This window comes from Xanthomonas sp. 3307, from assembly GCF_014199735.1.
GTDB lineage: Bacteria > Pseudomonadota > Gammaproteobacteria > Xanthomonadales > Xanthomonadaceae > Xanthomonas_A > Xanthomonas_A rydalmerensis.
Genome location: NZ_JACHOG010000010.1, coordinates 1 through 13,092 on the forward strand (window position 1 = coordinate 1; position 13,092 = coordinate 13,092).

Consider the following 13,092-nt stretch of genomic DNA (forward strand, 5'->3'; position numbering starts at 1 on the left):
TCCCCCACCTCCTCCGATGATCAGTCGGAAGACATGACGCCTGTTTAAGGGCGCCAGGTCCAGATACAAGGAGCGGCTTCAGCCGCGACAGGCGTTACCGCTAGCGCCTCTTTGCAACTGAAACCGCTCCTGCACGCGCGCCTGCGGTCCATGCCGCAGGCGTCATCCCGTCACTGCGGCCAGGCGAACGTGGCGATCACCGGGAAATGGTCCGACGGCCAGTGACCCTGCGGCCGCGCGTCGAGCGTGGCGTAGTGGGTGGCCTGCAGCCCGCGCGAAAGGATCCAGTCGATGCGCCGGTCCGGGTGGCCGGTGAAATCGTGGAAGGTCGCTTCCGGGCCCTGCGGCTGTGTGACCTGCGTGCGCGCATCGGCCAGGCTGGCGGTGAGGGTGCGGTAGGTCGGCGAGTCCGGCACCGTGTTGAAATCGCCGGTCAGCACCACCGGCACGTCCGCCGGCAGGCCTTTCAGGCGCGACACGATCAGCGCCGCGCCCTTGGCGCGTGCCGCTTCGTCCTCGTCGCGATAGGGCAGGTGGGTGTCGAACAGATAGAAGCGGCGGCCATCGCCGACGCGCTCGAACAGCCCCCAGTTGACCATGCGCGGCAGCGGATGGCCCCAGCTGATGCTACCCATGACTTCCGGCGTGTCCGACAACCAGAAGTGTCCCGATTCCACCAGCTTCAGTTTTTGGCTGTCGTAGAACACACCCATGCGTTCGCCGTCGTCCTTGCCGTCGCGGCTGGGGCCGAACCAGCGGTACTCCGGCAATTGCGCGGCCAGGTAGTCGGCCTGGCGCTTGACCAGTTCCTGGGTGCCGAATACATCCGGGTGCTGCGCGCGGATCAGCGCGGCCATCGCACTGCGGCGCACGTCCCAGCGCTTGTCGCCGTCGGTGTCGACCGGCACGCGCACGTTGAAGCTCATCACCTTGAGCGGGGCCGGTGCGGCGGGCGACGCCGGCTCGCGCGCTTGCGCCGGCGCGATGCACACGCCCAGCACCAGCATCAGAGGGAGCGCGAGCTTGCGCGCGGACGACAGCGACAGCGACAGCGACATGGCAGATCTCGACAGGAGCGGAGCACGCGATGGTGGCATGGCGGTGGTGTCGGTGACCACCGCGTGGCGCTCCCGCCGAGCGGCGATCAGTTGAACGCCGACAGTGCCTGAGTGAGTTTTCCGTTGTTGTCGACCGCGCCCATCGTGTAGCCCTGCCAGCCCGGGTACGCGTCGGGTTCCCAATAGAACACGCCCAGGCCGCGGCTGCCGAGCGCGCGGGTCTTGCTCAGCAGATCGGCCAGCATCGCGCGGGTGGTGGCGGCCTGCTGCCAGTCCATGCCGACCTCGCTGACGATCACGTCCGACCCGTAGCGCGTCACCATGTCCTGCATGTTGCTGGCGATCTGGGTATTGGCGCTCTGCCAGGCATTGGTGGAGGGATAGTGCGACATGCCGACCACGTCCCACTTGCCGCCGGCCGACTTGAGGCTGTCGAAGAACCAGCGGAAGGTCGCGTTGTCGTAGCCGTTGGCCAGGTGCACGATCACCTTGGCATTGGGGTAGACCGACTTGCTGGCGTTGTAGCCGCTGTTGATCAGTTGCGCGAGGTTGCCGAAGTTGGGCGTCTTGCCGTCCGGCCACAGCATGCCGCTGTTGATCTCGTTGCCTACCTGCACCCAGCTCACGTCGATGCCGTTGGACTTGAGATAGGAGAGGATGCCGCTGGTGTGCGCGTACACGTCCTTGACCAGCGTGGCGAAGTCGTGGCCGTTCCAGGCCGCCGGCTTGGTCTGCTTGCCGGGATCGGCCCAGCTGTCGCTGTAGTGGAAGTCGATCATGATGCGCATGCCCTGCGCCTTGGCCCGCTTGGCCATGTTCAGCGTGTCGGCGCCGTCGTTCCAGCCACCCTGCGGATTGACCCACACGCGCAGCCGGATCGCATTGACCCCGGTGCCCTTGAGCAGCGCGAAGAAATCGGTGGTGGCACCGGAGGCGTTGCGGAACACGCGGCCGCTGCTCTCCTGCTGGTCGATCCAACTGACATCGGCGCCCTTGGCGAAGCTCTGCGCCATGGCCGGCGCACACAGGCACGCAAGCAACAACAGCAGCCAGGCGGACATGCGCTTGCTCGATCGGTTCATGCGATTCTCGCGGTGATGTGGGAGCGGGGAGGGAGGGCGTCGCGTGGCCCTGAGCGGCGGCCTGCAGGACGTGCCGGACCGTCCCCGCGGCCGCGGCGCGCACGAGGCTAGCGCGATCGTCGTGGCGACGCGCGCTGCACTGCAGCGGGGCTCCTCCGGCGCGGCGTCCGCAAGCGCTGTCTGGACGGCCGATGAATCTGCGCGGTGCGTCACTTGACGCGATGCCGCATCGGCGTAGCATTCCGCTCACGCCAAGGGACAGACCCGCGGCGATCCACCCAACCGTGAGGGATGCTCATGGAATTCGACTATCTCGTGTTCATCGGGCGCTTCGAGCCCTTCCACAACGGCCACGCCGCCGTTGCCCGCCACGCCCTGGCGCGTGGACAGAAACTCATCTTCCTGATCGGCTCGGCCGAGACCCCCCGCACCATTCGCAATCCCTGGACCGTTGCCGAGCGCAGCGTGATGATCCAGGCCGCGCTGGAAGGCGCCGGCGAGCGGCTGATCCTGCGTCCGTTGCGCGACCACCTGTACAACGAAAGCCAGTGGATCGCCGCGGTGCAGACGACGGTGGCCGAGGCGGTACGCAGCGACGGCGGCAGCGCCGAGGCGCGCATTGGCCTGATCGGCATGGACAAGGACGCCAGCAGCTATTACCTGCGCGAGTTCCCGCAGTGGCCGCTGGTCGACGTGCAGCATACCGAGACGTTGTCGGCGACCGAGCTGCGCCGTTACCTGTTCGAGGCCGGCAGCATCGATTTCCACGGCGCGCTGCTGATGCTGCGCGGCAACGTGCCGACGCCGGTGTTCGACATGCTCGAGGCGTTCCGCAAGAACTCGCCCTCGTATGCCGAACTGCTCGCCGAATACCAGTTCATCGAGCAGTACCGCGCCGCCTGGAAGGAGGCGCCGTATCCGCCCACCTTCGTCACCGCCGACGCGGTGGTGGTGCATTCCGGGCACGTGCTGCTGGTGCGCCGCCGTGCGGCCCCGGGCAAGGGCCTGTGGGCGCTGCCGGGCGGCTTCGTCGGCCAGCACGAGAGCATCCTCGACGCCTGCCTGCGCGAACTACGCGAGGAGACCCGGCTGAAGATCCCGGTGCCGGTGCTCAAGGGCTCGCTGAAGAACCGCCACGTGTTCGATCATCCCGAGCGCAGCCTGCGCGGGCGCACCATCACCCACGCCTTCCACTTCGAGTTCGTGTTCGGCGAACTGCCCGAGGTGCGCGGCGGCGACGACGCCGACAAGGCGCGCTGGGTGCCGGTGAGCGAAGTGCTGGGCATGGGCCCGAAACTGTTCGAAGACCATCTGCACCTGCTCGAATTCTTCCTGGGCCGCGGTTGATGCGGCCTCCCGGCCGGCGGACAGACCGCCGGCTTTCCCAGACGCGAAGGAGCTTCCGTCATGCAATGCCTGAACAACCTGCTGCTCAACACCGATAGCTACAAGGCCAGCCACTGGCTGCAGTACCCGCCCGGCACCGACGCCACGTTCTTCTACGTGGAATCGCGCGGCGGCGTCTATGACCGGACCGTGTTCTTCGGCCTGCAGTCGATCCTCAAGGAGGCGCTGGGCCGCCCCGTCACCCATGCCGACATCGACGAGGCGCGCGACCTGTTCGCCGCGCACGGCGAGCCGTTCAACGAGGCCGGCTGGCGCGACATCGTCGACCGCCTCGGCGGCCAGCTGCCGATCCGCATCCGTGCCGTGCCCGAGGGCAGCGTGGTGCCGACCCACAACGCGCTGATGACCATCGAATCCACCGACGCGCAGGCCTACTGGGTGCCGTCGTACCTGGAGACGCTGCTGCTGCGCATCTGGTACCCGGTGACGGTGGCCACGGTGAGCTGGCACGCCAAGCAGACCCTGCGCCAGTTCCTGGAGCGCACCAGCGACGATCCGGATGGGCAGTTGCCGTTCAAGCTGCACGACTTCGGCGCGCGCGGCGTATCCAGCCTGGAATCGGCGGCGATCGGCGGTGCCTCGCACCTGGTCAACTTCCTCGGCACCGACACCGTGTCCGGGCTGTTGCTGGCGCGCGCGCACTACCACGAGCCGATGGCCGGCTATTCGATTCCCGCCGCCGAGCACAGCACCATCACCAGCTGGGGCCGCGAGCGCGAGGTCGATGCGTACCGCAACATGCTCAAGCAGTTCGGCAAGCCCGGCGGCGTGGTCGCGGTGGTGTCGGACAGCTACGACATCTTCCACGCGATCCGCGAGCATTGGGGCACCACGCTGCGCGACGAGGTGATCGCCTCCGGCGCCACCGTGGTGATCCGCCCCGACTCCGGCGATCCGGTGGCGGTGGTGCACCAGTGCCTGGAACTGCTCGACGAGGCCTTCGGCCACACCGTCAACGGCAAGGGCTACAAGGTGCTCAACCACGTGCGGGTGATCCAGGGCGACGGGGTCAACCCGACCAGCATTCGCGCGATCCTGGAGCGCATCACCAGCGCCGGCTACGCCACCGACAACCTGGCCTTCGGCATGGGCGGTGCGTTGCTGCAGCGGCTCGATCGCGATACGCAGAAGTTCGCATTGAAGTGCTCGGCCGCCCGTGTCGACGGGCGTTGGATCGACGTCTACAAGGACCCGGTCACCGACAAGGGCAAGCTCAGCAAGCGCGGCCGCATGCGCCTGCTGCGTCACCGCGAGTACGGCAGCTATCGCACCGAGCCGGTGGCGCCAGACGCGGTGTCGGCCGAGGCGGTCGCCGGTCCGGCCGGCTACGACGATGCGATGGTCACCGTGTGGGAGAACGGCCGCCTGCTGCACGACTGGACCTTCGCCGAGGTGCGCGAGCGCGCGAACGCCGCGCGCCTGTAGGAGGCGCCCATGGATGCGTCCCTGCCGAGTCCGCCGCCGTTGAGCGGCGGCTCGCCGCTGTTCGCCGCCCTGCGCGCCAGCACCCCGCATCTGGAATGGCGGGTGCCGGCCGCGGCGGATGCGTCGCGCTGGCGACAGCAGCGCATCGCTGCGCGCGACTACCGCGTCGCGCAGCCGGTGACTTTCACTCCCTACGCGTCGGTGCGGCCGTGTTCGGCGCGCTGCCGCTTCTGCTCGGAAACCCTGCGGCCGCAGGCCGGCGGCACCGCCGCGGCCAGCCTGCGGCCGCCGCCGGATTACTTCCCGCAGTTGCGCCAGGCGTTGGCGCAGCTGCGCGGGCTGCCGCTGTCGCATTCGCTGTCGGGGCTGGAGATGACCGACGACGAAGACTGGTTCGTGGAACTGCTGCAGACCCTGGGCGCGGCCGAGCGCGAGGGCCTGTTGGTCGAACAGCGGGTGCTGTACAGCAATGGCGCCGGCTTCGCCCGCGGCCAGGGCGAGACGCTGCTGCAGGCGCTGCAGCGTTTCGGCCTGTCGTGGCTGGAGTTGTCGCGGCACCATCCGCAACAGGCGCGCAACGACGCGATCATGCGTTTTCGCCCCGGCGAGGCGATCGCCGATGCGGGTGTCTTCGTCGCCACCGCGAAGCGCATCGCCGACGCGCTGCCGCTGCGCCTGGTGTGCATCCTGCAGCACGGCGGCATCGCCGATGCCGACGGCGTCGCGGCCTATCTGGACTGGGCGCGCGCCTGCGGGGCGCGTACGGTGATCTTCCGCGAGTTCTCCCGGCTCGGCGACGGCTACCGCGACGGCGGAACCGCGCGCTATCTGACCCAGGCACGGGTCGCGGTGGAACAGGTGCTCGGCGCCTGCATGGCCGCGCCATGGTGGCGCGACCTGCAGCCGCTGCAGATCACCGAGGGCTACTACTTCTGGAACCTGCGCCTGGCCACCGCCGACGGCATGGAGGTGGTGTTCGAGACCTCCGATTACGGCGCGATGCAGGCGCGCCACGACAGCGGCGACATCTACAAGCTGGTGTTCTTCGCCGACGGCCGGCTGTGCGCCGGCTGGCAGCCGGACCGCGATCTGCTGTGGCGGGCGGAGCATGGATAGCCGCAGTTGGTGGACGCCGGTGCAGGATCCGCCGGAGCATCGCTTGCCTGATGACCTGCGCCAGCGCGATCCGCTGGGCGCGCGCGACTGCGGCTGGGTCGGGCAGATGCGTCCGTTCGTGCGTCACTTCAGCGCGCCAGGCGAGCGCGTGCTGGATCCGTTCTGCGGCTTCGGCAGCACCTTGCTCGCGGCCGAAGTGGAAGGCCGCCACGGCATCGGCCTGGAGATCGACGCGGCGCGCGCGCTGCTGGCGCGCGAACGGCTGCAACGGCTCGGGCTACGGGCCGAAGTGCTGGACGGCGGCTTGCCGCTGTGCGTGCCCGACGCACCGGTGGATCTGTGCCTGACCAACGTGCCGTATTTCGGCTGCGCCTGGCCGGCCGCGGCGGCGCCTGGTCAGCTCTACGCCAGCGCCGACTACGCCGCTTATCTGCAGGGCCTGCGCGCCGTGTTCCATGGCGTGCGCCGCCTGCTGCGCGAGGACGGCTTCTGCATCGCGATGGTGGAGAACGTGCAACTCGGCGAGGCCACGCTGCCGCAGGCCTGGGACCTGGCGCGGATCCTCGGCAGCCTGTTCGCGCCTTGTCCCGAGCGCGTGCTGTGCTACCCGCGCGCGACGGCGCAGTCGCTGGCACCTGGCGATCCCCGCAGCGACCGCAGCCACGAGTACGCGCTGATCTTCCAGCACCGGCGCCAGCCCATCGACCTGCCGGGCACGGCGCAATTGCTGGCGGCCCTGCGTGCCGACGGGTTTGCCTTCGCGGTGCACGGCAGTTATCCATGCTGGCTGGCCGATCCGGCGGCGGCGGCGCGCCTGCCCGGCGACGTCGACCTGCTGCTGCCGCGCGACCTGGACAGGCTGCTGCGGCTGCTCGACTGGCTGCGCGCACGTGGCTTCCTGCTGAGCCTGTGGGGCGAACCGCTGGCGACGCCGCCGACCCTGGCACTGCTCGACGCCCATCATTACCTGCGCGCCGAACGCCGCGACCGCGACGGCGGCCTGCTGCGCGTGGACCTGGCGCTGGAGTCCGCCGCCTGACGCGGCGGTACCCCACGCCGCGCACCTCGCTAACCGCGGGATGAGCGGCCGTGGCGGCGTCAAGGCCGTGCCGACGCGCTTGCGGCTATCCTTTGCCGCGGTTCCCTCTCTTCGGTCAACGGCCTATGTCCGCTACCTCCAAGGTTCTCGCCATTCCCGCGCTCGCGCTGATTGCGATCGGCCTGAGTGGCTGCTTCGCCCGCAAGCAGGACGGCCTGGTGAAAGAGACCTTCAATTCCGACAACACCTATTCGCGCAACTACCCGGTGCAGCCGGCGCAGGCCTGCGAATCGGCGCGCCGCGCGCTGCTCAGCCAGGGCTACGTGGTGTCCAAGGCCACCGCCGATGCGGTGGAGGGCACCAAGAACTTCCAGCCCAGCGACGATCTGCACGAGCAACTCGAGTTGCGCGTGTCCTGCGTGGCGCACGGGCAGGACGAGTCCTGGGTGTTCGTCAGTGCATTGCAGGACCGCTATGCGTTGAAGAAGAGCCCGACCTCGGCCAGCGTCGGCGTCGGCGTGCTCGGTTCGGTGTCGCTGCCGATCGGCAGCAGCGACGACTCGATGGTGCGCGTGGCCAGCAGCACGGTGCAGGACGGCGACTTCTACAAGCGCTTCTTCCAGCTGATGACCGAGTACCTGCCCAAGAGCAAGCCGGCACCGGAGCCGCCTGCGCATCCGCCCGCGGCCGTGACGGCGCCGGCCCCGACGCCGTCCGCACCGGCACCCGTACCGACTCCGACGCCGACTCCGACGCCCGCCGCGGCGCCCACGCCGCCGCCGGCACCCGCGGCCACCACCGCGGTGCCGCCGCCGGCCACCACGGTGCCGCCGAGCGGCGGCCCCGGCGGGGCCGACTGATTCAGGTGCAGCTGTAGAAGCTGAATGCGGCAAATTTCGCTTCACGAACCATTCGCGAAGCCGGTGAGAAGGTGGCGCCCGTCAAGAGCGCGGTGCTTGCGCATCGGCTCCGCCACCCAGGAGCAATCAGCATGAACACTCTCAAGTCCGCCTTGTGTCTTTCCGTGCTCGCCATCGCCACGGCCGCTGCGCCGCTGGCCGAGGCGCAACGCCACTACGGTCCCGAGGACGCCGGCCGCCGCTTCAGCGACGGCACCCGCGTGCACTGCAAGAAGGTCGCGGTGCGCAAGAACAGCACCGACCCCGACCGCATCGGCGGCACCGTGGCGGGTGCGGCGATCGGCGGCCTGCTCGGCAACCAGATCGGCAAGGGCGATGGCCGCAAGCTGGCCACGGTCGGCGGCGCGGTCGCCGGCGGTGCCACCGGCCGCTACATCCAGGGTCAGCGTCAGCAGGCCAATGGCAATCGCGTGGTCGAGACCGTCTGCAAGCGCTATTGAGTCGCGCGACCGCAGCGTGCCGATCGGCGCCTGACGCCGACGCGGCCACCTGATGCAGCTCGCCCCGGCGGAGGCCTCCGCCGGGGCGTTTTCGTTTTGGTGTGCGGTGCGACGTTGCGCGATGTGGCGACGCGGTGCCTCAGTCGGCAAGCAGGGCGCGCAGTGCCACGTCCAGTTGCGGATAGCGGAACACATAGCCCTCGCGCTGCGCGCGTGCCGGCAGGACACGCTGGCTGCCGAGCAACAGGTCGGCCATCTCGCCGAAGGCCAGGCGCAGCGCTGCCGCCGGCATCGGCAACAGCGCGGGGCGATGCAGCGTCGCGGCGAGTTGCTGCGCGAATGCGGCGTTGGTCACCGGCGCCGGCGCCGTGGCGTCATAGGCGCCTTCGCCGCCTTGCTGCAGCAGCCACATCAGCAGCCCGACCTGATCGTCGCGGTGAATCCAGCTCATCCACTGGCGGCCATCGCCCATGCGCCCGCCCATGCCGAAACGGAACGGCAGCAGCATCCGCGCCAGCGCCCCGCCGTCGCGGCCCAGCACCACGCCGGTGCGGACCAGGCTGGTGCGCACGCCCAGTTCCTGCGCGCGCAGCGCTTCGGCTTCCCAGTCGCGGCACAGCTGCGCGGAAAAGTCGTCGCCGGGCGTGCTGTTCTCATCCAGGACCTCGTCGCCGCGGTCGCCGTAGTAGCCGATCGCCGAGCCGGAGATCAGGCAGCCTGGACGCTGCGCGGCGTCGAGCTTGCCTATCCAGTCGATCAGCGCTCGGGTGGTACCGATGCGTGAGGTGCGGAAGCGGCGCTTGCGCGTGGCGCTCCAGCGGCCCTCGCCCAGCGGTTCGCCAGCCAGGTTGATCACCGCGTCGGCCGCTGCGGCGCGCTGCAGGTCGTCCAGCACCTGCACCGCCGGCAACAGCCGCGCCGCGCGTGCGGGGTCGCGGGTGAGTACGCTGACCTGGTACCCGGCGGCGAGCAGGGCCGGGCACAGCGCGCGGCCGATGAATCCGGTGCCTCCGGTAACGAGCACGTGCATGCAGGGGATCGCTGGCGCCAAGGGAGCCGCAGTGTAGGGGCGCTGGGCATGGCGGAAGAGTGAATACCGGGGGCCGTCGATGTGGCGGGTGGTTTCGCGATGCCTGCACGGGCCATGCGGGACGCTGCGCGGGCGCCGCCGCGGCGCGGCCAACGGACGTTCCTGCTCTCGATGCCCGCCCCATGATCCAACCACCCCGCTTCGCTCGCATGCCGCGTCTGCGCCGCAGCGTTGGCCTGATGCTGGCCGCACTGCTCGCCAGTGCCGCGGCCACGGCCGCGCCAGCGCCGGCCGACCAGGCCAGCGCGGCCTGCCTGGCGGCACTACTGGAGCGGTTGGGCTGGCGCCTCGGTAGCACCGCCGCCGCGCAACCGCAGATTGCGGCCGGCGCGCCATGCGAACGCGGTTCGCTGGCCGAGGCGCAGGCGCACGGTGATCTGCAGGCGGCCTTGCCCGCGACCTGGAACGCCGCGCAACGGCAGCAGGCGCTGCGTGCCTTGCTGGACGCGCCGGCGACGCAGTGCGGTTATTTCCTGCAGCTGGGCGCGGCCACCACGCGCGCGGTCGCACGGCTGGAGGACAATCCCGGCTATCGCTTCTCGGCGCTGCAACTGGGCTGGATCGGCTTCGGCCTGCGCGGGGCGCAGGCGCAGGGTTGGGAGCGCTTCCGCAGCTTCGGCCGCGGCTATCGCCCGGCAGGCGGCAATGCGCAGGCGATCGAGGCGTTCTACAGCGGCCACGTGCGCTCGGAATGCGGCGTCGGCCGGCAGATCGCGCAATTGGCCACGCAGCGCGAGCTGTACGGCGATGCCGCATTCGATCGTGCGTTCAGTGCCGACGAGTTGTCGATCGGCACCTTCCTGACCCTGCACGACACCGACAGCATCCTGCTCGGCGCGCATGCCGGCACCTTCTTCGCCGACGGCAAGGCGGTCAAGACGTCGCAGCGCGGCCGTGCCGCCTTCCTCGGCGCGCCGGGCTACATCGTGCATGTGTTCGAGCGCCGCTATCTGGACGACATCAACAACCAGGCGGAGAACTTCGTGGTCGCCGCGGTCAGCGCCGAGGCCGCGGCGGCGCTGCGCGCGCACGGCGGCTTCGCGTACTACGACGCACAGAACCGGCGCATCTGGGAACTAGCGAAGACGCTGCGCGGCCCGGGCCGCGAACGCTTCGAACGGCTGCTGTACGCGCGCGACCCGGCGCTGCGCGCGCGCCTGGATCCGACGCAGCAGGCGGCGCTCGCGCAACTCGACGCCCTGCTCGACGATCCGTTCTACCGCGGCTTCCAGGTCTATGTGCATCCCAAGGGCGTCAAGCCGATCGGCTATCACGTGGTGCGGTTGCTGGATCGCAATCCGCGCACGCCGTTCGCGGTCGAGCTGACCCTGCACAATCTGCACACCACGCTGTACCAACGCTGGCGCGACCTGCAACTGCGCGATTGCGCGCAGGCGCGAGCGCCAGCGCCGGCGCCCGCCGCCGCACCAGCGCCTTAGCTGCGCGTCACGTCGGCGCCGTCGCTTCGTGAGACCCTAATCCTCCTTTTTTCGAACCGGGAACGACGCATGGAACTGGGACTTGTAGGCTTGGGCCGGATGGGCGCCAACATGGCCGAGCGGCTGGTGCGCGGCGGGCATCGCGTGGTCGGTTTCGACCTGGGCGAGGCCGCGCGCAACTCGGCGCAGCAGCGCGGGGTGGAAGCGGTCGACAGCATGGCCGCGCTGATCGCGGCGTTGCCGGCGCCGCGTGCGGTGTGGCTGATGGTGCCCGCCGGCAAGGTCGTCGACGACACCCTGGCCGCGTTGCTGCCGCTGCTAGACAAGGGCGATGTGGTGATCGACGGCGGCAATTCCTACTACAAGGATTCGATGCGCCGCGCCGGTGAACTGGCCGCGCACGGCATCGCCTATGTCGATTGCGGCACCAGCGGCGGGGTGTGGGGATTGCGCGAGGGCTACAGCCTGATGATCGGTGGCGACACCGCCGCGGTACAGCGCCTGCACGACGTGTTCGCGACCCTGGCGCCGGCCGCCGATGCCGGCTGGGGACATGTCGGCCCCAGCGGTGCCGGCCACTTCACCAAGATGGTCCACAACGGCATCGAGTACGGAATGATGCAGGCCTATGCCGAGGGCTTCGCGCTGATGGGGCGCAAGCAGGAATTCGCGCTGGACCTGCACCAGGTGGCCGAGGTCTGGCGCGAGGGCAGCGTGGTGCGTTCGTGGCTGCTGGACCTGTGCGCGGATGCGCTGGGCGCCAATCCGACCCTGGCCGGGATCGCGCCGTTCGTCCAGGACTCCGGCGAAGGCCGCTGGACCGTGGCCGAGGCGATCGACCTGGACGTGCCGGCGCCGGTGATCACCCTGTCGTTGCTGGAGCGGTTGCGCTCGCGCGACGACGATTCGTTCGCCGACAAGTTGCTGGCGGCGATGCGCAACCAGTTCGGCGGCCATGCGATCAAGCACGAGGGCGGCGACGCGCCCGCGCCGGGCGGCACGCGTCCCGCCTGACGCCTCAGTCCAGCGTCACGCTGCACCCGGAGGCGGCGCTGCGCACGCCCGCCTCCAGCAGGCGCATCACCGCCAGCGCCTGCGCCGCATCCACCGGCGCGGGCGCGCGCCCGGCCATCGCCTCGCGAAAGGCCGCGTAGCATTCGCGGTAGTCGCCGCGATGCGCGGGCAGGGTCTGCAGCGCGTGCGTGCCATCGGCGCCGACCAAGCGCAACTGGCCGGGCAGGGGATCGGCGCCCCAGTCGGGCGCGCCCGGCGCGACGCCGGCGCGCAACTGCGCTTCCTGCGTATCCAGGCCGTGCTTGAGGTAGCTGCCGCCGGTGCCGTGCACCGCGAAGCGCAGGCCGTTGGCCGCGACCAGCGAACCGGCATGCAGCACCACCCGCAATCGCGGATAGCGCAGCACCGCATGCACGTAGTCCACCGCCTGCGCGCCGGGGCGCTGCAGCGCCAGGTCGGCCTGCAGCGCCTGCGGTGGTCCGAACAGTTGCAGCGCCTGGTCGAGCAGATGCGGCCCCAGGTCGAACCACAGCCCCGAGCCTGGCAAGGCGTGCTCGCGCCAGCGGTCGCCCACCTGCGGACGATGGCGATCGAAATGGGAATGGAACTCGGCGATCTCGCCCAGGGTGCCGGCCTCCAACAAGGCGCGCACGCCGAGGAAGTCGCCGTCCCAGCGCCGGTTCTGGAACACGCTGACGATGCGGCCGACGCGTTGCGCCTGGTCGAGCACCTGCTGCGCTTCGGCCACGTCCAGGGTGAACGGTTTGTCCACCAGCACGTGCTTGCCCTGCGCCAGCGCGGCCAGCGCCAGCGGCGCGTGGGTTTGGTTGGGCGTGGCGATCACCACCGCGTCGATCTGCGGATCGGCGAAGGCCTGCGTTGCATCGGCGACCACGCGCGCCTGCGGCCAGTCTGCGCTCACTGCCTCGGCCTGGCGCGAGACCACGGTATGCAGGCGCAGACCGGGCGTGTGTGCGATCAACGGCGCATGGAAGGTGCGGCCGACGTAGCCGAAGCCGAGCAGGGCGAGATTGAAGTCGGACATGGGCGCGGGCGGGAAGC

Annotated in this window: 12 protein-coding genes; 8 read left to right on the top strand and 4 right to left on the bottom strand. The window is 70.0% G+C overall.

The genetic code is table 11. The annotated features are described in order from the left end of the window. Positions 1–170: 170 nt before the first annotated feature. On the bottom strand, positions 171–1,052 hold the full coding sequence (locus GGR64_RS18665; protein ID WP_184647846.1) for an endonuclease/exonuclease/phosphatase family protein: 882 nt from the start codon (positions 1,050–1,052) through the stop codon (positions 171–173). Between the two features lie 92 nt (positions 1,053–1,144). Continuing rightward, positions 1,145–2,140: an arabinogalactan endo-1,4-beta-galactosidase gene (locus GGR64_RS18670; protein ID WP_184647697.1), complete on the bottom strand. Its 996-nt coding sequence runs from the start codon at positions 2,138–2,140 to the stop codon at positions 1,145–1,147. A 291-nt stretch (positions 2,141–2,431) separates the two neighbouring features. Here GGR64_RS18670 and GGR64_RS18675 point away from each other — a divergent pair, with 291 nt between their 5' ends. The 6 genes from GGR64_RS18675 (at position 2,432) to GGR64_RS18700 (ending at position 8,487) form a co-directional block, all read left to right on the top strand. Then, a complete protein-coding gene (locus GGR64_RS18675; protein ID WP_184447188.1) occupies positions 2,432–3,487 on the top strand; it encodes a bifunctional nicotinamide-nucleotide adenylyltransferase/Nudix hydroxylase in 1,056 nt (351 codons plus the stop codon). A 60-nt stretch (positions 3,488–3,547) separates the two neighbouring features. Then, entirely contained in the window at positions 3,548–4,972 is a 1,425-nt protein-coding gene (locus tag GGR64_RS18680; protein ID WP_184647699.1) for a nicotinate phosphoribosyltransferase, read from the top strand. Between the two features lie 9 nt (positions 4,973–4,981). Continuing rightward, the gene (locus GGR64_RS18685) at positions 4,982–6,088 is read left to right on the top strand and encodes a hypothetical protein (RefSeq protein ID WP_184647702.1); all 1,107 of its coding nucleotides are present in this window, start codon (positions 4,982–4,984) and stop codon (positions 6,086–6,088) included. After that, positions 6,081–7,127, top strand: coding sequence for a DNA methyltransferase (locus GGR64_RS18690; RefSeq protein ID WP_184647704.1), 1,047 nt, complete (start codon positions 6,081–6,083; stop codon positions 7,125–7,127). Before GGR64_RS18685 ends, GGR64_RS18690 begins: the two co-directional genes overlap by 8 nt. A gap of 125 nt (positions 7,128–7,252) precedes the next feature. Further along, positions 7,253–7,987 carry a DUF2242 domain-containing protein gene (locus tag GGR64_RS18695; protein ID WP_184647706.1) on the top strand — a complete coding sequence of 245 codons (735 nt, stop codon included), beginning with the start codon at positions 7,253–7,255 and terminating at the stop codon, positions 7,985–7,987. Between the two features lie 131 nt (positions 7,988–8,118). Beyond that, positions 8,119–8,487 carry a glycine zipper 2TM domain-containing protein gene (locus tag GGR64_RS18700; protein ID WP_160966777.1) on the top strand — a complete coding sequence of 123 codons (369 nt, stop codon included), beginning with the start codon at positions 8,119–8,121 and terminating at the stop codon, positions 8,485–8,487. Positions 8,488–8,626: 139 nt separating this feature from the next. Here GGR64_RS18700 and GGR64_RS18705 read toward each other — a convergent pair whose 3' ends face one another. Continuing rightward, a complete protein-coding gene (locus GGR64_RS18705) occupies positions 8,627–9,517 on the bottom strand; it encodes a TIGR01777 family oxidoreductase (RefSeq protein ID WP_184647707.1) in 891 nt (296 codons plus the stop codon). Positions 9,518–9,756: 239 nt separating this feature from the next. On the opposite strand from GGR64_RS18705, the gene GGR64_RS18710 reads away from it, so the two are divergent. Further along, complete coding sequence (locus GGR64_RS18710) at positions 9,757–11,016, top strand: hypothetical protein (protein WP_260303493.1); 1,260 nt, start codon at positions 9,757–9,759, stop codon at positions 11,014–11,016. Positions 11,017–11,085: 69 nt separating this feature from the next. Next, positions 11,086–12,030: a phosphogluconate dehydrogenase (NAD(+)-dependent, decarboxylating) gene (gene gnd, locus GGR64_RS18715; RefSeq protein WP_184647711.1), complete on the top strand. Its 945-nt coding sequence runs from the start codon at positions 11,086–11,088 to the stop codon at positions 12,028–12,030. 4 nt (positions 12,031–12,034) lie between these two features. On the opposite strand, the gene GGR64_RS18720 is transcribed toward gnd, so the two are convergent. Next, on the bottom strand, positions 12,035–13,075 hold the full coding sequence (locus GGR64_RS18720) for an oxidoreductase (protein ID WP_184647713.1): 1,041 nt from the start codon (positions 13,073–13,075) through the stop codon (positions 12,035–12,037). Positions 13,076–13,092: the final 17 nt, after the last annotated feature.

What these genes read in the sequence shown, in the direction of transcription:
- GGR64_RS18700 (WP_160966777.1), top strand. Translation starts at nt 8,119, where the DNA reads ATGAACACTCTCAAGTCCGCCTTGTGTCTTTCCGTGCTCGCCATCGCC.
- GGR64_RS18690 (WP_184647704.1), top strand. Translation starts at nt 6,081, where the DNA reads ATGGATAGCCGCAGTTGGTGGACGCCGGTGCAGGATCCGCCGGAGCAT.
- GGR64_RS18680 (WP_184647699.1), top strand. Translation starts at nt 3,548, where the DNA reads ATGCAATGCCTGAACAACCTGCTGCTCAACACCGATAGCTACAAGGCC.
- gnd (WP_184647711.1), top strand. Translation starts at nt 11,086, where the DNA reads ATGGAACTGGGACTTGTAGGCTTGGGCCGGATGGGCGCCAACATGGCC.
- GGR64_RS18705 (WP_184647707.1), bottom strand. Translation starts at nt 9,517, where the DNA reads ATGCACGTGCTCGTTACCGGAGGCACCGGATTCATCGGCCGCGCGCTG.
- GGR64_RS18675 (WP_184447188.1), top strand. Translation starts at nt 2,432, where the DNA reads ATGCTCATGGAATTCGACTATCTCGTGTTCATCGGGCGCTTCGAGCCC.
- GGR64_RS18685 (WP_184647702.1), top strand. Translation starts at nt 4,982, where the DNA reads ATGGATGCGTCCCTGCCGAGTCCGCCGCCGTTGAGCGGCGGCTCGCCG.
- GGR64_RS18710 (WP_260303493.1), top strand. Translation starts at nt 9,757, where the DNA reads ATGCTGGCCGCACTGCTCGCCAGTGCCGCGGCCACGGCCGCGCCAGCG.
- GGR64_RS18695 (WP_184647706.1), top strand. Translation starts at nt 7,253, where the DNA reads ATGTCCGCTACCTCCAAGGTTCTCGCCATTCCCGCGCTCGCGCTGATT.
- GGR64_RS18670 (WP_184647697.1), bottom strand. Translation starts at nt 2,140, where the DNA reads ATGAACCGATCGAGCAAGCGCATGTCCGCCTGGCTGCTGTTGTTGCTT.
- GGR64_RS18720 (WP_184647713.1), bottom strand. Translation starts at nt 13,075, where the DNA reads ATGTCCGACTTCAATCTCGCCCTGCTCGGCTTCGGCTACGTCGGCCGC.